This is a genomic window from Vibrio jasicida 090810c (assembly GCF_002887615.1).
Classification (GTDB): domain Bacteria; phylum Pseudomonadota; class Gammaproteobacteria; order Enterobacterales; family Vibrionaceae; genus Vibrio; species Vibrio jasicida.
In genome coordinates this window covers 82,137-104,942 of the sequence record NZ_CP025793.1, presented here as the reverse complement: position 1 = coordinate 104,942, position 22,806 = coordinate 82,137, and the positions used below count along the sequence as shown (strand labels likewise).

General features: G+C 46.2%; 21 protein-coding genes. 14 read left to right on the top strand and 7 right to left on the bottom strand.

Going from position 1 to position 22,806, the window contains the following annotated elements:
- The first annotated feature begins 1 nt into the window (after position 1).
- From C1S73_RS18035 to C1S73_RS18010, 6 genes are all read left to right on the top strand, one after another.
- On the top strand, positions 2-991 hold the full coding sequence (locus C1S73_RS18035; protein ID WP_038869770.1) for a carbohydrate ABC transporter permease: 990 nt from the start codon (positions 2-4) through the stop codon (positions 989-991).
- Between the two features lies 1 nt (position 992).
- Positions 993-1,877 carry a carbohydrate ABC transporter permease gene (locus tag C1S73_RS18030; RefSeq protein WP_038869769.1) on the top strand — a complete coding sequence of 295 codons (885 nt, stop codon included), beginning with the start codon at positions 993-995 and terminating at the stop codon, positions 1,875-1,877.
- Between the two features lie 23 nt (positions 1,878-1,900).
- Positions 1,901-3,250: a GH1 family beta-glucosidase gene (locus C1S73_RS18025; RefSeq protein ID WP_038869767.1), complete on the top strand. Its 1,350-nt coding sequence runs from the start codon at positions 1,901-1,903 to the stop codon at positions 3,248-3,250.
- Positions 3,250-4,344, top strand: coding sequence for an ABC transporter ATP-binding protein (locus C1S73_RS18020; protein ID WP_038869766.1), 1,095 nt, complete (start codon positions 3,250-3,252; stop codon positions 4,342-4,344). The genes C1S73_RS18025 and C1S73_RS18020 overlap by 1 nt, the downstream gene beginning before the upstream one ends.
- 134 nt (positions 4,345-4,478) lie before the next feature.
- Entirely contained in the window at positions 4,479-5,501 is a 1,023-nt protein-coding gene (locus tag C1S73_RS18015) for a LacI family DNA-binding transcriptional regulator (RefSeq protein ID WP_038869764.1), read from the top strand.
- Positions 5,502-5,710: 209 nt separating this feature from the next.
- On the top strand, positions 5,711-7,051 hold the full coding sequence (locus tag C1S73_RS18010; protein WP_038869762.1) for an MATE family efflux transporter: 1,341 nt from the start codon (positions 5,711-5,713) through the stop codon (positions 7,049-7,051).
- Positions 7,052-7,129: 78 nt separating this feature from the next.
- Here C1S73_RS18010 and C1S73_RS18005 read toward each other — a convergent pair whose 3' ends face one another.
- The gene (locus C1S73_RS18005; RefSeq protein ID WP_038869759.1) at positions 7,130-8,809 is read right to left on the bottom strand and encodes a pseudouridine synthase; all 1,680 of its coding nucleotides are present in this window, start codon (positions 8,807-8,809) and stop codon (positions 7,130-7,132) included.
- Positions 8,810-9,055: 246 nt separating this feature from the next.
- Here C1S73_RS18005 and yidD point away from each other — a divergent pair, with 246 nt between their 5' ends.
- From yidD to C1S73_RS17990, 3 genes are all read left to right on the top strand, one after another.
- A complete protein-coding gene (gene yidD, locus C1S73_RS18000) occupies positions 9,056-9,406 on the top strand; it encodes a membrane protein insertion efficiency factor YidD (protein WP_081634775.1) in 351 nt (116 codons plus the stop codon).
- A gap of 31 nt (positions 9,407-9,437) precedes the next feature.
- Complete coding sequence (locus tag C1S73_RS17995; RefSeq protein ID WP_038869757.1) at positions 9,438-10,412, top strand: DUF3137 domain-containing protein; 975 nt, start codon at positions 9,438-9,440, stop codon at positions 10,410-10,412.
- Positions 10,413-10,561: 149 nt separating this feature from the next.
- Positions 10,562-11,359: a Cof-type HAD-IIB family hydrolase gene (locus C1S73_RS17990; RefSeq protein ID WP_038869755.1), complete on the top strand. Its 798-nt coding sequence runs from the start codon at positions 10,562-10,564 to the stop codon at positions 11,357-11,359.
- A gap of 114 nt (positions 11,360-11,473) precedes the next feature.
- Here C1S73_RS17990 and C1S73_RS17985 read toward each other — a convergent pair whose 3' ends face one another.
- From C1S73_RS17985 to C1S73_RS17975, 3 genes are read right to left on the bottom strand one after another with little or no spacing between them, the layout of a single operon-like run.
- Complete coding sequence (locus C1S73_RS17985) at positions 11,474-11,878, bottom strand: hypothetical protein (RefSeq protein ID WP_038869753.1); 405 nt, start codon at positions 11,876-11,878, stop codon at positions 11,474-11,476.
- A 10-nt stretch (positions 11,879-11,888) separates the two neighbouring features.
- On the bottom strand, positions 11,889-12,980 hold the full coding sequence (locus tag C1S73_RS17980) for a GGDEF domain-containing protein (protein ID WP_038869750.1): 1,092 nt from the start codon (positions 12,978-12,980) through the stop codon (positions 11,889-11,891).
- A gap of 2 nt (positions 12,981-12,982) precedes the next feature.
- Positions 12,983-13,444 (bottom strand): putative pterin-binding protein, encoded by a 462-nt coding sequence (locus C1S73_RS17975; protein ID WP_038869748.1) that lies wholly within the window; start codon positions 13,442-13,444, stop codon positions 12,983-12,985.
- 275 nt (positions 13,445-13,719) lie between these two features.
- Between C1S73_RS17975 and C1S73_RS17970 the strand changes: the two genes are divergently transcribed.
- Entirely contained in the window at positions 13,720-14,091 is a 372-nt protein-coding gene (locus C1S73_RS17970) for a DUF805 domain-containing protein (protein WP_038869746.1), read from the top strand.
- A gap of 19 nt (positions 14,092-14,110) precedes the next feature.
- Here C1S73_RS17970 and C1S73_RS17965 read toward each other — a convergent pair whose 3' ends face one another.
- The 3 genes from C1S73_RS17965 to C1S73_RS17955 form a co-directional block, all read right to left on the bottom strand.
- Entirely contained in the window at positions 14,111-15,301 is a 1,191-nt protein-coding gene (locus tag C1S73_RS17965; RefSeq protein ID WP_038869744.1) for a BamA/TamA family outer membrane protein, read from the bottom strand.
- Positions 15,302-15,497: 196 nt separating this feature from the next.
- Positions 15,498-16,337, bottom strand: a complete 840-nt coding sequence (gene fghA, locus C1S73_RS17960) for an S-formylglutathione hydrolase (protein WP_038869743.1) — start codon at positions 16,335-16,337, stop codon at positions 15,498-15,500.
- 186 nt (positions 16,338-16,523) lie between these two features.
- On the bottom strand, positions 16,524-17,672 hold the full coding sequence (locus tag C1S73_RS17955; RefSeq protein ID WP_038869742.1) for an S-(hydroxymethyl)glutathione dehydrogenase/class III alcohol dehydrogenase: 1,149 nt from the start codon (positions 17,670-17,672) through the stop codon (positions 16,524-16,526).
- Positions 17,673-17,986: 314 nt separating this feature from the next.
- Here C1S73_RS17955 and C1S73_RS17950 point away from each other — a divergent pair, with 314 nt between their 5' ends.
- The 4 genes from C1S73_RS17950 to C1S73_RS17935 all read left to right on the top strand — a co-directional run bounded on the left by C1S73_RS17950 (position 17,987) and on the right by C1S73_RS17935 (position 22,764).
- Positions 17,987-18,793 carry an arylamine N-acetyltransferase family protein gene (locus C1S73_RS17950; protein ID WP_038869740.1) on the top strand — a complete coding sequence of 269 codons (807 nt, stop codon included), beginning with the start codon at positions 17,987-17,989 and terminating at the stop codon, positions 18,791-18,793.
- Positions 18,794-19,033: 240 nt separating this feature from the next.
- Positions 19,034-21,190 (top strand): metallophosphoesterase, encoded by a 2,157-nt coding sequence (locus tag C1S73_RS17945; protein WP_038869738.1) that lies wholly within the window; start codon positions 19,034-19,036, stop codon positions 21,188-21,190.
- A gap of 122 nt (positions 21,191-21,312) precedes the next feature.
- Positions 21,313-21,825, top strand: coding sequence for a GNAT family N-acetyltransferase (locus C1S73_RS17940; RefSeq protein ID WP_038869736.1), 513 nt, complete (start codon positions 21,313-21,315; stop codon positions 21,823-21,825).
- 69 nt (positions 21,826-21,894) lie between these two features.
- Complete coding sequence (locus C1S73_RS17935; protein ID WP_038869734.1) at positions 21,895-22,764, top strand: LysR family transcriptional regulator; 870 nt, start codon at positions 21,895-21,897, stop codon at positions 22,762-22,764.
- The last annotated feature ends 42 nt before the right edge of the window (positions 22,765-22,806 follow it).

The following is a 22,806-nucleotide window of genomic DNA, read 5'->3' as shown; positions in this document are numbered from 1 at the left end:
TATGAATCAGGCAGCGAGCAAGGTAATGGAAACATCAGAGCGTGAGAGTATTTTTTCTCGTCTAAATTTGAAAGCGCTTACACCGTATGGATTCCTACTGCCGTTTTTGATTATTTTTTCCGTGTTTGGGATTTTCCCGTTACTGTTTTCTATTTTTCTTTCCTTCCATGAGTGGAACCCTGTTGAAGGTTTGGGGGCGATGGATTATGTGGGTTTTGAGAATTACCACATTGCACTGACCGACCCGTGGCTTTGGCGTTCATTAAAGAACACACTCTGGCTAGCTGTAACTTCTGGTGTCGCGCAACACTTGGTGGCATTGCCTGTTGCGTACATTTTGGTGTCTTTGGGTGACCGTTTCCGCCACTGGTTAACGTCGGCTTACTTCCTACCGTTCATCACTTCAACGGTGGCTGCATCGCTCATCTTCTTCAACATGTATTCGCCAAACTCAGGGATTATCAACCAAAGCTTGATGGCGTTGGCAGATAGCACGCTGTTCGGCTGGGCATTCTCTTGGGTTAACGATTTCCAACCAATCCGTTGGTTAGATGATGCAACTATGGTAAAGCCTTCTATCGCCATCATGGTGTTCTGGAAATACACCGGTTTCAACATCGTGCTTTACACCACGGGCTTGATGACGATTCCTAAAGACATCCTAGAAGCGGCACGCATGGACGGTGCAAACGCATGGCGTCGTTTCTGGAGCATTTCGCTGCCAATGATTCGTCCATTCATCTTCTTTGCGGTCACCATGACCATCATCGGTAACTTGCAGCTGTTCGAAGAACCTTTCGTCCTAACGCGCGGTACGGGTGGTACAGGTCAGTCTGGTTTAACCATCTCTATGTACCTCTACAAAGTGGGCTGGGAGTGGTTAGAGATGGGGACTGCGTCAGCGATTTCATGGTTACTGTTTACCTTGATTGCAGGCTGTACGGCGATTCAATTCTTCTTCTTCGGTAAGAAAGGTCTAGGGGAGCAATAAGATGACTACAACTACCTTACCTGCGGCGCAGCGTTGGTGTCCAAGCGATCGCAGCATCGAGATCTTTACCAAGATATTAATGGTGATGCTCGGCACTGTGTTGGTGGTGTCTGCCATCATGACTGTATTCCCATTCATTTGGTCGGCGTTGCTATCGACGCGTGACCGCACTGAAATCTTCGGCACAGGCATCAGCTTTGCGATTGGCGACAGCCTCGCGGTGAACTACGCCAAGTTGCTGGAAATCATGCCTTTTTGGCAGGCGATGTTTAACTCTATATACATCGCGTTCCTAGGTACCACGATTTCATTGTTGTTTTGTAGCATGGGTGGTTACGCCTTTGCGGTGTACAAGTTCAAGGGAAAAAACCTGCTGTTTGGCATGCTGGTTGGTTCGATGATGATTCCACCTGTATTGAGCTTGATCCCGTACTTCATGATCGTGAAGTTTCTTGGCTTACTCGATAACCACTTAGCGGTTTGGTTGCCGTTCACGACCACACCATTTGGTATTTTCTTGATGCGCCAACACGTCGTGGCATCGATTCCTAAAGAGCTGTTAGAAGCGGCGAAGTTAGATGGCGCAGGTGAATTCCGTACTTACTGGAGCGTGGTATTGCCACTGATGAAACCGGCGCTCGCAACCCTAGCAATCGTGCAGTTTGTCTTCTTCTGGAACATGTTTATGCAGCCACTTGTGGTTCTGACAACGCCAGAAAACTACGTGATTACGCAGGCACTGCGAAGTGTGCAGGGCATTCCGAATACGCCGTGGGGAGCGGTGATGCTCGGAACCACCATCTCCATTTTACCGTTAGTGATTACTTACTTATTTGCCTCAAAACAGATGATCAGCGGCTTGACCTCTGGTGCCGTCAAGGGCTAAGCGAAATAAAAGGTTTTATAACAATGAATAAATTCCAACTACCACAAGATTCAAAATTACGTAGCCCAGAGTTCTTATTTGGTGTCGCAACCTCTTCTTATCAGATTGAAGGCGGTGCGCAGCTAGGTGGTCGTACACCTTCGATTTGGGACACGTTTTGCAATAAGCCAGGCGCAGTTGATAACGCAGACAATGGCGACGTTGCATGTGATCACTTCCATTTGTGGAAACAAGACATCGAGATGATCCAAGGTTTGGGTGTGGGCGCTTACCGTCTATCGATGGCGTGGCCGCGCATCATTCCTGAAGATGGCAAAGTGAATGAAGAAGGTTTGAAGTTTTACGAGCAAATCATCGATGAGTGTCACGCTCGCGGTTTGAAGGTTTTCGTTACGCTTTACCACTGGGACCTACCTCAATACCTAGAAGACAAAGGCGGTTGGCTAAACCGAGAAACAGCTTACAAGTTTGAGGAATACGCGAAGGTAGTTAGTGCTTACTTCGGTGATAAGATTGATTCATACGCGACATTAAACGAACCGTTCTGCTCTGCTTACTTAGGTTACCGCTGGGGTGAACATGCTCCGGGTCTTAAGGGGGAACGTGAAGGTTTCTTGTCTGCGCACCACTTGATGTTGGCCCATGGTCTTGCGATTCCACACATGCGTAAGAATGCACCCAATGCGATGCACGGTTGTGTCTTCAATGCGACACCTGCTTACCCATACAGTGACGCAGACATTGGTGCGGCAGAATACAGTGATGCAGAAGGCTACCATTGGTTTATGGACCCAGTACTGAAGGGGGAATACCCTCAAATTGTGTTGGATCGTCAGGCGCATAACCTACCTATGATTCTGGAAGGTGACCTCGATATTATTCAAACTGACTTGGACTTTATTGGCATTAACTTCTACACCCGTTGTGTGGTGCGCTACAACGAACATGGCGATATTGAAACAGTACCTCAACCGGAGCAAGAGCACACATTCATTGGTTGGGAAATTCACCCACAAGCGCTGACGGATTTACTCCTGCGTTTGAAGGACCGTTACCCGAACCTACCACCACTTTACATCACTGAAAACGGCGCGGCTGGTGATGACCATTGCATTGACGGCGAAGTGAATGATGAGCAACGTGTGCGTTACTTCCAGCAGCACCTAGAAGCGCTAGATGCTGCTATTAAGGCTGGTGTGAAGGTCGATGGTTACTTCGCTTGGAGCCTAATGGATAACTTTGAGTGGGCTTATGGTTATAAGCAGCGCTTTGGCATTGTTCACGTGGATTACCAAACGCAAAAACGCACCTTAAAAGCGAGCGCAATTGCTTATCGCAACATGCTGCTAGATCGAGCAGAGGAGAACCAGTAATGGCAAAAGTCGAATTCAAAAACATCAAGAAATCCTACGATGATGTTGAGGTTGTGAAACACTTCGACTTTACGGTTCAAGATGGCGAGTTTGTGGTTTTTCTCGGTCCTTCGGGCTGTGGTAAGTCGACTACACTACGTATGCTTGCGGGGTTGGAAAGCATCACTGGTGGTGAGATTTACGTCGGTGACAAGTTGATGAACAAAGTCGATGCCAAAGACCGTGACCTTGCGATGGTGTTCCAAAGTTATGCACTGTACCCACATATGACGGTTTACGAGAACATCGCTTTTGCCCTTAAGCTAAAAGGGATGCCAAAAGACCAAATCGATGTCGAAGTACGCAAAGCTGCGAAAATGCTTGAGCTTGACGCGTTATTAGAACGTAAGCCAAAAGAGTTGTCTGGTGGTCAACGTCAACGCGTGGCAATGGGTCGTGCAATGGTACGTACGCCAAAAGTATTCCTGTTTGATGAGCCGTTGTCGAACCTAGATGCCAAGTTACGTGGCGTCATGCGTGAAGAGATCAAACACCTTCACCGTGAACTGAAGACCACTACCATTTACGTGACACATGATCAGATTGAAGCCATGACATTGGCGGATCGCATCGTGATTCTAAAAGATGGTTATGTGGCTCAGGTCGGTACACCAACAGAAGTGTTCCAACGCCCGGCAAACAAATTTGTGGCTCAGTTTATTGGTAACCCATCAATGAACATGCTGGATGCGAAGCTAGTGGGTGAGGAAGGCAACTGGGAAGTGGAATTGGGCGAGGTTCGTATTCCGTTGCCAGAACGTTTTAAAGCGCATGCGTCTAAGAACTTAGCTTTGCACTTTGGTGTTCGTCCAACGGATATCCATCTGCGTGCAGAACAGGTCGATCACGATCGCGTACTGCCATTCCCTGTCAAAATTAAAGACAAGGAGCTACTAGGCGCCAGCATTCTATTGAAGACTGAAATCGCGGGCCAGCCTTTGATGGTGGAAACTCAAGCCGCAGAAGTGGATGTGGACACACTCACACTTTACTTAGATTTGGATGCTATTCATCTATTTGATGCGCTGAGTGAAAACTCGCTCGCAACATTCTAAATCCCCGATATGAAAGCCAGTGCGCGTTTGCGTACTGGCGACTTATCTAGTTCTCATTTCCCTTATCAAAACGTTGTCGCGCTCCCCGTCGCAACTTATATTTTTATTATTAGCTTGCTGGGAAAATTCCTACAATGAAAAAAAATAAAAAAGCGGCATCCATTTATGATGTGGCAAAGTTGGCGGGGGTTTCCCCGAGTACCGTTTCACGTTTCCTCAATCGCACGACGTATGTCTCTGACGAGAAAAGTCAGAATATTGAAAAGGCGATCAAATCACTCGGTTACAAACCGAACTATCAAATGGGACAGGGCACCAATACGCGTTCAATGACGATAGGTGTGCTGATCCAGCATCCTGAAAGTCCACATTCCAGTCGTATCTTGAATGACATGGAAAAGGGGCTCAATGCACAGGGGTATTCACTTGTGATTGCTACAGGGCATTGGCAGCGTTCACTGGAATCTCATGCTTTGGAGTATTTGGCAAAGAGTAATGTAGACGGTGTAATCATCGTGACGGGCAGTTTAACGGAAGAGCAGATTCTCGATTATGCCCAGCGAATTCCCGTCGTTGCTGTTGGATATGACGTGATAGGTGACAAGGTTCGATCGATAAATATAGATAATGTATTGGGCGGATACATGGCGACGCTGCATCTAATGCAACAGGGCCATGTGAATATCGCCCATATCAAAGGGTTATTGAATCAACCGGATGCGGTGGCTCGTTTTGTGGGATACAAAAATGCCCTGCAAGAAGCAGGTATTAAAGTGTTGCCAAAATTGGTCAAGCAAGGCGATTTCAGCAGTGAAACCGGTTATGAAAAAACCGTTGAGTTGATTGAATCGAAAGTGCACTTTTCAGCACTGTTTGCTGCCAATGACCAAACGGCCTATGGGGCGATAAAGGCATTGCATGATCATGGTATTCGTGTGCCTCAAGATGTCTCTGTGATTGGTTTTGATGACTTGCCAACTTCGCAATATTTCACACCTGCGCTTACCACAATGCGTCAACCGATTGAAGAAGTTGGTGCAGTTTGTGCTGAGTCCATTCTCAATTTGTTGAGCGGAGATAGGCACGAAGTTCGTCTGCCACCGATTGATCTGATTGTCCGTCAATCGACTGTGTCTAAGTTTCGTTCTCCGAGTTAAAGTGCGTCTCTAACCCATTAGAAAATATTTTGCGAAACAGGCGAAATATCGCTGTATTTGTGACCAAAGTCCGTCTAGAATTCGCGCCTGCATTTTGTTGATTAAATACACAATCAACAAACATAGCCAAATTCTAAGAAATCTAATTTTTTGAACTGCCTCACAGTTTTCTGTGGGGCAGTTTTAGTTGTAGGAAAGGTCCCAAACACATGCCTAAAAGCCAGAATATCAACCAACGTATGTCCATCGTGGCATTGGCTTGGCCGATACTTGTCGAAATTTTGCTACGGACGGCTTTAGGAACCAGTGACGTATTCATGTTGAGTGGTTACTCAGACAAAGCCGTGTCTGCGGTCGGCGTTATCACTCAATTAACGTTTTTCCTGATCATCGTATCCACCTTTGTCAGTAGTGGCACGGGCATTTTGATTGCGCAATATAACGGTGCAGGGCGTGAAAGAGAGTCGGTCGATGTCGGTGTCGGCAGTGTTGCGTTATCGGTCATTGTTGGTGCGTTCTTAAGTGTACTCGCCGTGATTGGCGCGGTTTTCTTCTTACCGTATTACGGCTTAGAAGCTCAGGTTGAGCAATATGCGCGCGAGTACCTGCTGATCAGCGGTGCGATGACGTTCAACGTCACCATCGGTATCGTCTTTACCACGATTCTGCGTAGCCACGGTTATTCACGCTCACCAATGGTAGTGAACCTGATTTCTGGTGTGTTCAACATCATCGGTAACTACATTGCACTTTATCAGCCATTTGGCTTGCCTGTTTATGGCGTTGAAGGTGTTGCAGTAGCGACAGTGGTCAGCCAAGTAATCGGTACGTTATTGTTGGGCGTGATTTTGAAACGCAGCAGCATTGAACTGCCTATGTCCAAGGTAAAACAAGTGCCGAAAGACGTGTTCAAGAAGATCTTAAAAATCGGTGGAATGAACGCGGGTGAGGTGCTGTCTTACAACATGGCGCAGATCTGTATCGTGTATTTTGTAGTGCAAATGGGGACGTCATCACTTGCGGCGTTTACTTATGCGCAAAACATCGCGCGTTTCTCGTTCGCCTTTGCGTTGGCCATTGGACAGGCGGCTCAAATTCAGACTGGCTATTACATAGGTAAAGGTTGGGTAACCAGTATTCTGAAACGCGTGCAGATTTATTTCTTAGTTGGCTTTGCTGCATCAACGGCGGCAACGTGTTTGATCTACCTGTTCCACGAAGAGATTTTGAGTGTATTTACCGATCAGCCTGAAATCTTGGCATTGGCAGGCGCATTGGTGATGGGCTCAATCGTGCTAGAAGCGGGCCGCGTGTTTAACCTTATCTTCATCTCGGCACTGAAAGGCGCTGGAGATATCAAGTTCCCAGTACAGATGGGTATTCTGAGCATGTGGGGCTTGGGTGTGGTGTTTTCTTACCTCTTCGGTATTCATTTGGGTTACGGCGTGATTGGTGCTTGGATGGCGATTGCGCTGGATGAATGGGTACGCGGTATCATCATGGCAAGACGCTGGCGCTCTCAAGTGTGGACGAAGTTTAAGGTGAGTTAACCTTATCTCGCTCTAAACGTAAAAAAGGCACTGAAATTCAGTGCCTTTTTGCTATCTATTCTGCATTGATAAGTCGTTTTAAAACTCACACTCTGCTTGGAAACACATACGCTCTTTGCTGTATGGATGGTCTAACTCCAACATCTCAGCGTGCAAATGCAGGCGGTTGGCTTTTTCGCCATACAAGCCGTCACCAACCATTGCCATGTTCAATCCCATGTGGTGGGCGCTGTGTACACGTAACTGATGGGTTCGTCCTGTTTTCGGGTACATGTATACCTTGCTGCGTCCGTCTTTCACTTCAATCAGTTGCCAGTAAGTTTCAGCGGGCTTACCGTGTTCAAAGCACACCAGTTGACGTGGACGGTCATCTGGATCGCCACGCATCGGTAGCGAGATTTCACCTTCAGGTTCGGTTAACACGCCTTCTAACAGCGCCATATAACGCTTTTGTACGCCACGTGTGATGAATTGCTTTTGCAGGCTCTTGTTGGCGCGTTTGGTTAAAGCAAACACTAAAATCCCCGATGTCGCCATATCTAGGCGGTGAATGACGAACGGCCCTTCGACATCTGGGAACATCGCTTGCAGGCGTGTGTACGCCGAATCCTTGATGGTTTTCCCCGGAACGGAAAGCAGACCCGAAGGCTTGTTGACGATCACCATGGCTTCATCTTGGAAGAGAATTTCCAGCTCTTTATCTTCTGCCCAGTTTTCTGCTAATGGGTTTGGTTCCACATCCAAGCCTTGCAGCATGTGCCCCAAAATCGGTTGGCATTTGCTGTTGCAAGATGGGTAGAACTTCTTGTGCTGGCGCACTTCCGACTTCGGTGAGACGCCCCACCAAAATTCAGCCAACGCAAGCGGTTGGTAGCCATGTTTGTATGCGAACTGAAGCAGTTTCGGCGCTGCGCACTCTCCAGCACCTGCTGGTGGTACTGGATTGGTGGTAGGAGCAAAAATATCTACCAAATCGCGCTCGGCGCTGTGGTTGTCCAAGAAGCGGTATTGCTTATGCAGTTTGTGTTGTAGCGCGTTAGACAAGTCTTTGCGCTGCTCTTTGAGTTCTGCCAGTTTTTGTTCTAGTTCGGTTAAGTGCGCTTCTTTGATTGCGAGCTTTTCGTCCCAAGCTTGTTTGAGGTACTTGAGCACATTCTTCTCAGCCACACTTTGTTTACCCAAATCATCCAGTAGCACTTTCAATTCTGCTGGGTTCAGTGTTTGTTCGCCTTGTTTGCGCTGCTGTTTACGTTCTGCACGGCCGGCAATCATAACTTGGCGATGGGCATTTTCTTCTTGCTGATACGCTTCACGGTCGGCTTTGATTTCTGCTTTCAGTTGTGCCAGTTCAGGGTTGGCAGCAAAGGCTTTGTATTCCGCGTTCGCAGCATTGATGGCATCTGTCTCACCTCGGAAGAAACCTTCTTCTGTCAGCATGTCGAATACGGGTGGAACAAAACCTGGAAGCAAGTTTTGATCGGCAATCTTGCCAGAGAAAGCGCTGAAATAACCAAGCTCACCTTGCGGGTTACGTACTAGCAAAACACCGAACATCTTGCCGCGTCCGTTTTGCTCATCCTCAAGACCAAAATCGTGTTCGAAGTCAGTTTGTGTCATTAGGTGCTGCTGCAATTGCCCGGCAGCCAACACACATAATGGGTGAGGCGTGTAGTAGAACGGAAACGTAAACTGCGCTGGCAAGTCGTAGCCAGAAATATCAGCAGTAAATCGAGTAAAGCATTGTTCAGGCGAGTGCATGAGAGTGAGTCCGCGCGAAATAAAAATCGAGCACGGATTGTACCTGTTTTGGCAGTGATTGCTATTCGAAGGCGCTACTAGGCTAGCTTTGTCGGCTTGCCATCACTCCCTATCTCAATGATTTTCATCGCTTAGAGCGCAGAAATTAGGGTTGCGTTTGAAATGATTAATTTGAGTGATGTACTGTTTTGATTGATAGTTGAGAGCATGGTTCTCGAATGACTCATTAGATGCAAAAGGAAAAGCATGTCTAAACTGGTGTTGGCATTGATACGATTTTATCAACGCTATCTTTCTCCACACAAAGGCTTCCGCTGCGCTCATGCGGTGTATTACGGCACGGATTCTTGTTCTGCTGCCATCAGCAAAATGATTCAACGCAAAGGCGTGTTTTCTAGCTATATCAGTGTTCAAGAGCAGTTTACACGCTGTCGACATGCGCATCAACGTCTGCAAAATGGGGATTCTTCCCGTAACCGAAAAAGGCGTAAGAACAAAGACTCATCTTGTGTGACAGATATGGGGTGCAACTCTTTGGACTGTCTTCCTAGTGATGCGTGTAGCGGTGGTAATGATTCATCTTGTAGTTGTTGGTAATGGACTCAACTCTAAAAATGAAAGGAAAGTGATGACGACAGATCAGCTCAAAACACTGTTTGAAAATGACTTAAGGCACAAGCTCGAACCGCTTGAAGCTTTACGTTTAGAAGCACTGCGTCGACGCAAGTTTCTAGGTTTGGCGGTTCTGGGTTTCTTTGGCACCGTCGTGTTTGACCTCACTACCTCTGCCATGATGTTTGTTCTTTTGGCATTGATGCTCGGCGGTTGGGCGTACTTCAATCAAAAGCACAATCAGTTTCGCACCACCTACAAGCAGCACATCATGCAGAGCTTGTTAGCGCACATTGAGCCCTCACTCACATGGGACCCAAATCGTAAACTTTCCAAAGAAGCCTTCGAGCGCAGTGGTTTGTATTTAGACCGTTGTGATGGTTTCGAGAGTGATGATTTTATTTCAGGCACCATTGGAGAGGCGAAGGTGGTGATGTCTGAGATAGAAGCGTCGAAGCTCATCAGTTCAGGAAGCGATAGTTCGAGTAAGCATCACGTGTTTTTTGCGGGGTTGTTTTGTGAAATAGACGTTCCGATGAATGACGACGTTTGCACCTTTGTTTTGAGTGACCGCGATGATGGGCCAACGCTTCGTGAAAAGCTGTGGGACCGTTTCTTCAAGATTCAGATAGGTAAAAGAGTGCGAATGGGTCACCCAGAGTTTGACCAACAGTATGAGGTGTACAGCGACGATTTAGACACCGCAAAGCAACTGCTGACGGATGAATTGATCGAGCGTGTGCTGACTTTTCATCGTGAGAGCGAGTTTTCTCGCTTGTCGTTTTCTCAAGTGAACGGAAAGCTCTATATTGCCATTTCGCATTGGAAAGAACTGTTTGAGCCAAAATTGGATGAGCCAGCGGGGGAGTTTGAAGCCGTTGCTGAGATTTATCGCGAACTCGATTTCTTGATTGGCACCATTCACAGTCTGGAGTTGGCCAAACCAATGGTTCAGCCCATGGCGGAATCTAGTACCTTGGCTACCGCCTAATTTCCTCATTATCTCAAGCTGATTCCTGAATGATACCCTATCATTTCAGCTTGAGATTCACCCAATATCCTGTACCTTACCAAGACTATTTTTTGCAGCCTGCTTTCATTCGATGAGTGACCTGCGCTGCTTTATTTGAGTTTAAGTTCATGTCACAAGCTAGCATCAAATTTATTGCCACCGATATGGATGGCACCTTACTTGACCAATACGGTCGTTTAGACCCTGAGTTCTTTGATCTGTTTTTGCAGCTAGAAGAGAAGGGCATTCTATTCTCGGCGGCATCGGGGCGTCAGTACTACAGTTTGCGCGATACGTTTGCACCGATTCAAGACCGTATGATTTATGTGGCGGAAAACGGCACCTTGGTGATGTACCAAGATAAAGAGCTATACAGCTGCACCATTCCAAAAACAGAAATTGATGCGATCATCCAAGCGGCTCGTGAGATTGAAGGTACGCACCTAGTGCTGTGTGGTAAGCGTTCGGCTTATATTGAAACTAAAGATCCTAAAGCGTTGGAAGAGTTCCAGAAGTACTACCATCGCTGTGAATACGTGCCAGATCTACTGGCCGTTGACGATGAGTTTATCAAGGTAGCGATTTGTCACTTTGGTGGTTCTGAAGAGTTGGTTTTCCCAACCATGAGTGCGAAGTTTGGTCACAGTCATCAAGTTGTGGTGAGCGCGAAGATTTGGCTAGACGTGATGAATGCAGAAGCATCAAAAGGCGCGGCGATCAAACACCTTCAAGATACCATGGGGTTTGGTCCAGAAGAGACCATGACGTTTGGTGATTACCTGAATGACCTAGAGATGCTGCAAGTGAGCGAGCATTCCTACGCGATGGAAAACGCGCACGAAGCGGTGAAGAAAATCGCACGTTTCTCCGCACCAAGCAATCGTGACTCGGGCGTAATGAAAGTGATCAAAGAGAAAGTGCTTTAATCTCTGCCTCGCCAGTTTCGAACATAAAAAGCCCCGCAACGTAATGAGCGGGGCTTTTGTTTATCTCAAGTTAAGTATCTGCAGCTAAGTAGCTGAAGCTAAGTATGCGTCTGCTTAGCGGACGTATTTCGCTGTCGCGCTGACAAACCAATGTTGCAACTTGCCATCTGGGCTCTCTACCCACAGGTCATTATGGTAGCGGTAGATGCGACCATTCACGGTGAGGGCTAGCGTGTTATCATCGGTTTGCTCCATGCGAATAAACTGATCAGAAGTCACCAAAAACGGTTCCAAATTATCCGTGTTTGCGCCTTTGTACACCACAAAGTAACCAAACATATTGCCGGCATCTGGATCTGTCGAATGAATGCGATGGCCAACCAGTGTGTAGTTGTCGTTTAGCGCTTCTTCGAGGGTTTGTGCACCTACGGTTTCGTGAGAAGGGATAAATACCCAAGCCAGTACACCTATCGCGATCACTAGCAGTAATAGTACTGCTCGCATGAAGTTTTTCATCATGGTTATCCGTTTAACGTTGGAATTTCATTTTGTACATGCGCTTATCCGCTAAATTGATCAGGAAGTCAATGTTGTCTGCGTCTTGCGGGTAGCTAGCGACCCCCAAACTTGTCGATAGGCCATTGGCTTGCTCAGAGGAGAGAATCGGCTTTTCAAACACCACATTGATATGGTGCGTGACTTCATCGATTTTCGTTTGATCAATAGAGTCGACGATCACGGCAAATTCGTCGCCGCCCATGCGATACACGGCAAAGTCATCCAGCGCCATTTGGCTTAGACGAGTTGCGATTTCTATGAGCGCAATATCGCCAGCTTGATGGCCTAAGGTGTCATTGATGTCCTTAAAGCCGTTTAAATCGAGCAGCATGAGTGAGAAAGGCGAGTTGGTTTCTTCCTTTCGGTGTAAATCAATAAACAGCGCGCTTCGGTTAGCAAGCTTGGTGAGCGGATCGCTCAATGCCATTTTTTTGTGGAACTTGGACTCACGTTTATAAAAATACGTCAACAGTGCCACGGTTAGGACAAAGATACCGAGCAATACGTATTGCGCTTGCAGCAAGTTATACGCTTTCTCTTGTTGATGTTTGTAGAGGGGACTGGCAACACGAAAATGCAGAGTGACGTAATCGATCATTTGCATGTAGAGGTTTTGAGTTTCACGATAAAACTGACTCGCGGCGACGCTACTGCCCGTTTTCGCTTCTACTAATATTGGTTCGAGTTGTTGGAATTGGTCAAACAGAGAAAGAAAATAAACTCGAACCTCTTCTCGTGAGAGAAAAGAATCGGCTTCTTTATTGTTAATCAGCAAATCAAAACGGCTCCACGCTAGCTCGTATTGCAGCTCAGCGGAATCAATGTTCATCACGCTTTCGTTCAAGCGTCGAGCTTCCCCTACCAGTTCAGATAATTCTTTCGAAAGATGGAACAAGAACCAAGTGGCTTGGTTTTGTTGATCCGAATAGGTTTTAGTGAGCGCTCGAGTTTCTTGCAGTAGTAGTACGTTTGCGAACAGCAGTGTGGATGCAAATATCAGTAAGAGTAACTTGCTCTTGGTTGAAAATGGCCCCTGATGAGGGGGATTGGGCTTTGCTTTCATTGTTATTCTTCTTTCGCGCTGATCCTGTTTATTTGCCACACCATTTGTGAATGGTATAGGGCGACATCAATTTCCGGATATTCATCCATTGAGTAGATCAGCCAGTATGGGCCTTTATTTCTTACTTTAATGTAATGATGGTTTTGCTTATACGCCACGATCGGTTGATAGCGCAGGATGTCTTCGCGCGAGAGGTTTGAATGGTAGTCATTAAGTGCACGAACTTCGACACGCTCAGGTACTTTGCCAAAGGCATGTTGTAGGAGGGTGCTAAGTTTTACACCGTCAAATTCTGCTGGGCTGTCTAGCCAAGGAAGTTGTGTGGTGTAAGTGGTTTGAGGCAAGGACTCTAAGTCTTTTAGTGCCACAACGACATTGGGTTTCTCAGGACTGCTAAACTGTATTGTGTTTGCAAAAAGTATTGGTGCAAACAAAAGCAAAGCGAGTGCTAGTGTTTTTCTCATCTTGTGCCCTTTGATTTTTATTGCCGGCATTGCAACTAGAGCGAACATCGCCAGTTAAAATCTCGGTCATATATTTATTAATAATAGAGCCAACCTGATGGTTTTATATAATACGTTATGGGTGAAAAGTAACCGTTGGTGGAATATACGTCAAGGTTAATGAGAGAGTTAAAAATAGAACTATTGGATGAATATATCATTTCGTTCATTTTATGTGCAACTTGCACCACGTTGTCTAACTTTCGCGACACATTCAACTCAATCGGAGATGCGATATGTTTGATTGGTATTACAAGGTTATCCTCAATTACACCAACTTTAGTGGTAGAGCAAGACGCCAAGAGTATTGGTACTTTACGTTGGTGAATGTGTTGGTCAATTTAGTCATGGCTATCATCGATAGGGTGATTGGTAGCCTGATGCAAATGGATAATTTTGGTTTTTTCGGTGTGATTTATGCGCTGTTTATTATGATACCGTCGATAGCGGTCACCGTGCGTCGCTTACATGATTCAGGACGCTCAGGTTGGTGGGCCCTTATCGCCTTTGTTCCAATTATAGGTATTTTGGTGCTGTTGTACTTCTTGATTCAAGACAGTGAAGAAGGCTCGAACCAATACGGTGCGAACCCTAAATATCAATCATGATGATGAGAACCGAGTGGGTTTACATGCCTGAGCCCACTTGGAAATAAACCGCACTGTCCTCATCGCTGAAGGCAAAGTCCATACCTGCTTGTAACCCATAACGACGAGCGATGAGGTAACGAAAGCCGACGCCATAAGCGTATTCGGCATCATTTTCGAATAACGGCTCATTTGTTGATGCGTAACCAAAACCGCCAAAGATATTGGTCGACCAGCGGGTATTCCATTGGTAAGTCAGCTGAGATTCTACTGATAAGGTTTCGTCACCTTGATAGCGATTTCTCGCCACGCCACGCAGTTCAATGTCTGGGTAAGACGCTGGTGGTAAAAAGCGCTCGTCAGTGTAGAGTGCCTTGTATTGTCCACGCAGTGCCAACGACCAATCGTCTGCCAGTTCCCAATAATTAATCCCCTCTACATCCAACTGCTCGTATTCGTAATCACTGCCAATGGCGTCGTTGTACCAAAGATACTCCGCTTTGTAGTTGTAGCCCTCGGTTGGACTAAAGAAGTTGTTTCGGCTGTCCCATTCCACTGTTAAGCCCAATCCAGAAGTGGTGGGTGAGGTATTGGTCAAGGTTTGCAGCAGCTTATCTGCAACAGGGGAGTTAGTGATTTTCTGATCGGTGACGAAATAGAGTTGTTTCACACCGATAAACAACGGGGCATCAATAATTCGGTATTGAAGATGGTTGAGCATGCCGCCGCCAGTAATCTCGAAATCTAACCCCTTACCATTAAATACGTTGTCTAGCCCAGGTAAGGAGGATTGTGGATAGAAGGTCATATTAAAGTCGCCATATCCAACGCCACCAAGGTAACGAACCGAGTCTTGCGCCCAGGTCCGGCGGTGACCAAGAAAGCCCATCCAAGTGCCGTTTTCAGTCGCGAACCCACCTACCGCGGTGATTGCAGGTGTTAACAGTTGAGCGCCTCCATCGAGAGACGTTTCGGCTAACTCACGTCTTTTCTCTCGTTGCTCATCGGATTCATGCAAGAACACGCCAGTAAAGCCCAAACCGTAGCCGACGGCAGGCTCAGTAATCACAATCGGAACAGGTAGAAAGCCATAGGCGTTTTCAGCAAGGTATTCGCCCATATCTAATTGCCCATCGATGGGATCGAAGAAGCTTATTGCCTCGGCAATAGGAGAGGTTGCTAACAACCCGAAGCAAGTCGAGGTTAACAGGGCTGACGTTGGTTTTTTCATACAGTGTTAGCGATAATTGAATGATGTTCAATTACAAGTTAGACGTCATTTCGGCAAATTGCAATGGGGGCTGTGTAAAGGGGAGGTGAGTGTTTTTAGAACACAAAAAGCCACCCAATGAATGAGTGGCTTTGTATAGGACAAGATATTAAACCGTTTGGTTTTTCATCGCTTTTTGTTTTATCACCAGCAAGTACTACGCAAATAAGTGCTTCGCATGGAAGTTTAAGTGCTCAACAATAAAGCTCGAAATAAAGAAGTAGCTGTGGTCGTAACCTGATTGCATTCGCAATTCAACTTCAGAATCATGAGCTTTTGCTGCCGCCAGTAACGCATCTGGTTTCAATTGCTCAGCAAGGAAGTTATCTGCATCACCTTGGTCGACTAAAATCGGCAATGGGGATTTGTTTTGCTTAAGTAATTCGCTCGCATCGTATTGTTTCCAACTCTCAATATCCGTGCCTAGGTAAGCGGTAAACGCTTTTTGGCCCCAAGGACATTGCATTGGGTTACTGATTGGGCTGAACGCTGAAATTGAACGGTATTGGCTCGCGTTTTTCAAACCAATCGTGATTGCACCGTGACCACCCATGCTGTGACCGGAAATCGACTTCACATCTGAAACAGGGAAGTTGCTTTCTATGATCGCAGGCAGCTCTTTGGTGATGTAATCGTACATATGGTAATGACGTGACCACGGTTCTTGCGTCGCGTTTAGGTAGAAACCTGCGCCTTTACCCAGATCGTAGTTTTCGTCGTCTGCAACGTCGTCACCGCGAGGGCTTGTATCTGGCGCTACAATCGCGATACCCAACTCTGCTGCCATTTGAAATGCACCGGCTTTCTGCATGAAATTCTCGTCGGTACAAGTCAGGCCAGATAACCAGTAAACCACTGGAACTGGGTTTGATTTTGTTGCATTAGGTGGCAAGAAAATCGCAAAGCGCATGTTGCAATTGAGTGTGCGAGATTCGTGCGTGTACTGTTTATGCCAACCACCGAATACTTTGGCTTGGCTTAGGCTTTCAATGGTCATGGATAATCTCTCGATAAAACAATGTTTATTTAAAAACAGTGAGTATTTAAAACAATGATTTTCTAACGGCGGACAAGACCGTTAAGACAGTGGATGGCTCTCTTCCCGAGGAAAACGTGTCCAGAGAGAAGAGAGCTTATTTCAAATTTTCAAATATCAATCACATTACGTGAGTTGTATCTTGGATTATTTATCCATGTGAAGAACAGTACGGATAGATTCACCTTTGTGCATCAATTCGAATGCTTCGTTCACGTCTTGTAGACCCATAGTGTGCGTGATGAATTCTTGGAGACCGAATTCGCCAGCCATGTAACGGTTTACGATTTCTGGAAGCTCAGAGCGGCCTTTAACACCACCGAAAGCAGAGCCACGCCATACACGACCAGTTACTAGTTGGAATGGACGAGTTGAGATCTCTTGACCTGCGCCCGCAACGCCGATGATTACCGACTCACCCCAACCTTTGTGACAACACTCAAGAGCTTGACGCATCACGTTTACGTTACCGATACATTCGAATGAGTAGTCAACACCACCGTCGGTCATCTCAACGATAACGTCTTGGATTGGTTTGTCGAATTTCATTGGGTTGATGCAATCAGTTGCGCCAAGTTGTTTTGCTAGCTCGAACTTGCTTTCGTTGATGTCGACACCGATGATTTTGCTTGCACCAGCCATACGTGCACCGATGATTGCAGAAAGACCGATACCGCCAAGACCGAATACAGCAACTGTGTCGCCTTTTTCAACTTTAGCTGTGTTAAGTACCGCACCCATACCAGTGGTTACGCCACAACCTAGAAGACAAACTTCTTCAAGTGGTGCTTCTTTGTTTACTTTCGCTAGTGAGATTTCTGGAAGTACTGTGTACTCAGAGAAAGTAGAACAACCCATGTAGTGGAAGATTGTCTCACCGTTTACAGAGAAGCGGCTTGTGCCGTCTGGCATTAGGCCTTTACCTTGAGTTTCACGAACTGCCTGACATAGGTTAGTTTTGCCAGATTTACAGAACTTACACTCACCACATTCAGCTGTGTAAAGTGGGATAACGTGGTCGCCAACTTCAACGCTTGTTACGCCTTCGCCAACCATTTCAACGATACCGCCACCTTCGTGACCAAGGATTGAAGGGAAGATACCTTCTGGATCGTCACCTGATAATGTGAATGCGTCAGTGTGACAAACACCAGTTGCTACGATGCGTACTAGCACTTCACCAGCTTTTGGAAGTTGTACATCAACTTCTTCCATTTTAAGTGGCTCGCCAGCAGCCCATGCAACCATTGCTTTTGATTTAATGTGAGTTTGACCAGGTTTGATTTCAAGCGACATTGGATGTTTCCTTTATATTCTCAGTATATGGAGTGACGTCATAAGCGTAGTTGAGGTTTGCTCACTGCGCTGCGTCGTTTTGTTGGTGCCCATTTTAGGCGTTTCACGAAAAATGATAATCCGGTTAAATTGAAAATGATTTTTACGCATACGTAATAATCAACAAAAAGGTGCAATGATTTATGCGAGCGAAACAGGGTAAGTTGGAGAAAAACAAAGTAAGGACGAGAAAATTCGTTTTGGGGTTTGACCTCAAGCATGGTTGAGGTTTTATTGTGTCGGCCATTGCGAAGAAATATCGATTTAGGATCACAATGAACAACACAGATTTACAGGCTTACTTAAACAAGATTGGCGTAACGCAGCAATTGGACGTCAGCGTTGATACGCTATTTGTACTGCATAATGCGCAGCATCGCCGTTTGTCATTTGAGAACTTTGATATTGCATTGGGGAGAGGCGTATCTATCTCTGAGCGAGACATTATCGACAAGCTGGTCTATCACAACCGTGGGGGATATTGCTTTGAATTGAATGGATTGCTTTTAAGAGTACTGCAAAAGGTGGGATTTGATGCTAGACCGCTTTTAGGTCGCGTGCACTTATCCGGTACGCCCTCAGGTAGAACGCATCAGTTTACTTTGGTCACAATGGGCGATGAAAAATGGATTGTCGATGCTGGCTTTGGCTCGAATACGCCGAGAGCACCATTGCCATTCGTACTTAACCAAGCTATTCATACCGATATTCAAACATTCCGCTTTATTGAAGACGAGCGCGTTGGCTATATGTTGCAAGTGCAACCATATGACAATGAAAACCAGTGGCTTGATATGTATAGCTTGGATTTTGAACATGTGTTTGATGGCGACATTGTTTGCGGTAATCACTTTGCTTCTACGTCACCCACGTCGCGCTTTACGTCTAGTCGCGTAGCCACGCTGCCTACGGAATCGGGGATCATCACACTGGCAAATCATACGTTAAAGTATCGAGAAAATGACAAAGTGGTCGAGGTAGAGCTTAACGGAGGCCCTGAGTATCTATCGGCATTAAAAGCGCATTTTGGTATTGAGCTAGATGCCGAGTACCAAGACTTAAAACCGTTACCTCAGCTATAACGATTCTGAATGACTGAGCCATTGATGTTTAGTTGGAAGTATAGTGAACATCAATGGTTTAAATCAGTCTATGATACGTCGATTATTGGTTTAAGTTGTTGATTAAAAAGAGTGTGAACGAGAGTCACAAATTCTATTTAGTTACGATAAGTTGTAAGAAAGTCGCAACTTAATTGTCATTTTTTCCACCTAAGCTCCTCGCCCGATTTCAAATTATTACTCTTTATCGGGATGGGAAAAATGAAACGCAGTACATTGACCGTACTCTCCGGTCTGATTGCAGCTACTCTAGTTGGTTGTAATTCAGACTCTTCAAGCAGTGATACACCCGAGCTCGAAGCGCCAGTTCAGGTGGCGTTTATGCCAGACATCCACTTCCACGATGTATATGGTGACTTCCAAGACGGCTCTTTCCAAGGTCTCTACACCAATGCCAGCGGTAAATATGCGACGATTCGTACCATGCAGTCGCAGATGGAATCGACGCGGTTGTTTAACGAAAACTATTTCGCGATGATCGCTGCACTGGATGACGTGGTAGAGCGCGGAATTAAATATGTTGCGCTACCAGGGGATTTCAGTGATGACGGCCAACCTGTGCACATGCGTGGGTTAGTGAAAATCTTTGACCATTATCGTGAGACTTATGGTCTTGAGTTTTTTGCTGCACCGGGCAACCATGATCCCAACAAACCTTTTACCGTGGCAGCGGGCAAATCTGATTACCTTGGTGAGGGCGGCAAGAAACAACGCATATTTAGCCGAGGTAAGGATGAGTGTGTTGATTACGAAGGCGAGTGGGGGATCATTCCCGGTGAAGGCGACAATTTAGACACCATCTGTACGGAAGAGGTACAAGAGTGGGGCTACAAAGAGATCATGGATATCCTTGGTACGCACGGTTTCTATCCTCAAGAAGATTATTTGTATTTCGAAACGCCCTACAGCAGTGAAGAAGCTCGTAACAACTATTCATATGAACTTGCCGCCGAAGAAGCCGCTTATGATAAGCGCATGTTTGAGATTTGCCACCAAGGGACGGGCGGTGAATACAAACAAGACGGTTACACCAACTGTGCGGTGGTGCCAGATACCAGCTACTTGGTAGAGCCAGTAAAAGGCTTATGGTTGTTGGCGATAGATGCGAACGTCTACAAGCCAAAAGACACCTTGGTAGAAGATTCCATCAGCGGCGATGACTTCGATGGCTCCAGCAGTGCAGGCTACAACATGATGCTGACCCACAAACAGCACGTGATTGAGTGGATCAGTGAGGTCGTTAAAGCGGCAAAAGAGCAGAACAAAACACTTGTGTCGTTCAGCCATTTTCCAATGACGGATTTCTATAATGGTGCATCCGAAGACATTGAAGACTTGTTCGGAGAAGGAAGCCATCAGTTATCTCGTGAGCCAAATGACGACACCAGTAAAGCACTTGCAGCGACGGGGTTGAGCATTCACGTTGGTGGCCACATGCACTTTAACGATACCGGTAAGAAGAGCTATGTGATTGACGGTGTGCAACACACGCTTTTCAACATTCAAGCCCCTTCTCTGGCGGGCTACATTCCAGCTTATAAGCTATTGAATATCCGTCCTGATCATCAAATCGAAGTGGAAACTGTCGTGATCGACAAAGTTGAAGGCTACAACGAGTTGTTTGAGCACTATGCACGTGAGCATGAACACCTGACTGAACAAGCAGGTGATGATGAAACTGCAAAGGCGAGCATTTGGAATAAAGAGATTCTTGAAGCTGAAAGCTATTATGCTCTGACTGATTGGCACATCCGAGAACTGACGCGTCTGCGCTTCCTACCAAGTGATTGGCCACTGGAAATGCGTGAAATGCTTTTGCACATGGATGGTGATGATATGTTGATCATGTCTCAGCTTTCTACTCAATTTACCGTGTGTCAGTTAGCGAAAGAGCTAGGGTACGACATTGTTAATTGTGATGAAAACGCGGTCGTAGATTATGAGCAATTCCAGAAAGATTGGCAGGCGGCGACGCAACAAGCTCAAGCGATTGCTCAACAGGGAGGCTTTAATCTTGATGACTTTGCTGCATGGAATGGTGAAGAGCTAGCAACAGATTTCTACCGCCTGCGTAATGCCGATGAACTGGCTTTCCGCGATATTGAAGAAGCACAGCTATTGCAATACGAGTTGTTAAGTCGAGAGCTGGCTGAGTTCGCGGGAACGGTCGATTCTGAACTTGGTGACTTAGGTGAATACTCGGTTGGTGAAGTCTTCCGCTCACGCTTTGGTAGCCTATTTGTGATCCTAGAGAAGTTTGCAACGGGACAAGCCAGTGACCACTTCTTGATTGATACTGAGCAGCAAACATTGACGGATTTAAAAGGCGAAGTGAAGCGAGATATTCTCAAACACTGATTTGCCTATATGCAACAAATGTAAAGCGCAGCTCAGTCTGCGCTTTCTTTATTTGCGCTATATCTCAGTAAGTTATTTGCCAAAAGTTTACCTTTAATTATGAAGAATAGATGAGGTAAATCATGCGCTTCGAATACTTATTAGATGATGACGTCACCCCCGCACTCGATGCCAAGCTAAGAACGTTACTCGCTACTTGTTTTACCAAAGAACAAGATAAAATCTTCCGAACTCAGCGCTATTTTCAAGAGATGCCACGGCATCGTTACCTTATTTGGGATGACACTCAACTTGCGGCTCATATTGCAGTACATGAAAAGCAGGTGATGATTGACGATCAATCTTTTCCGATCAGCGGCATTGCCGAAGTTTGCGTCCAACCGGAGTATCGCGGCAAAGGGTTAGTGAAAATGTTGCTCAAAGTGATTCATCAAGATGCACTCGAGAGAGGTGATGCTTTTTCTGTGTTGTTTGGGCGAACACAGGTTTACCAATCGAGCGGATACCAACCTACCGACAATCTAAAGATGGAAGTAAAACCTCGCGAATGGATGAGCACAGAAGACACCATGGTGCTGTCCCTAAATATCATTTGGCCACAACAAGCGGTGCATTTAGTCGGCTATCCTTTTTAAACAGGTTTTCTCTGCATTTAACTTTGTGTGAGAATAAGCAATAAATAGAATTCCATAGGAACCACAACCATGGCGAATTGGGAAGGCGTGAGCGAGTTCGTTGCTGTCGCAGAAACCAACAGCTTCACTGGCGCAGCCAACAAGTTGAAAACATCGGTGGCGCAAATCAGCCGTCGTGTCTCTGCGCTTGAAGAACGTCTAGCCGTTAAATTGCTGCACCGCACTACGCGAAAAGTCTCACTGACAGAAGCGGGGCAGCTCTATTATCAGCAATGTAAACACCTTGTCGAAGGTCTAGAGTTGGCAGAGTTAGCGGTCACGCAAATGCAAGCAGAGCCGAAAGGTTTGCTCAAAGTAACCGCTCCTGTGACGTATGGTGAGATGAACTTAGCGCCGTTGCTACACCAGTTTATTGAGAAATATCCGCAGGTGAATCTGGATTTGAATCTGACCAACCAAAAGTTAGATTTGATTGAGCAAGGTGTCGATGTGGCGATTCGTCTCGGACGTTTGCAAGACTCCAGTTTGATTGCCAAGCGTTTGTCATCTCGACAGCTTTACGTGTGTGCCAGTCCAGCATATCTAGATCGCTCGGGTGAACCGCATACCTTGTCTGAGCTGAGTCACCACCAATGTTTGGTCGGTACTGCTGATTACTGGCACTTTAAAGAGCAAAAGCGTGAAAAGTCTTTACGTGTTTCTGGCCGAATCAAATGCAACAGTGGCTTTGCTTTGGTCGATGCGGCAAAACGTGGTCTAGGTTTGGTGCAACTGCCGGACTACTACGTGCAAGAGGCGTTAGATAATGGCGAGCTGGTGGAAGTGTTAACCGATTACCGCGACGATCGTGAAGGTATTTGGGCGCTGTACCCACAAAACCGAAATCTGTCGCCAAAAGTGCGCTTACTGATTGATTTCTTGGCTGAAAATATGAACTAGGAAAGGTGTCCCCAGCACTTTGCTTATCAGGGGTTATTGATT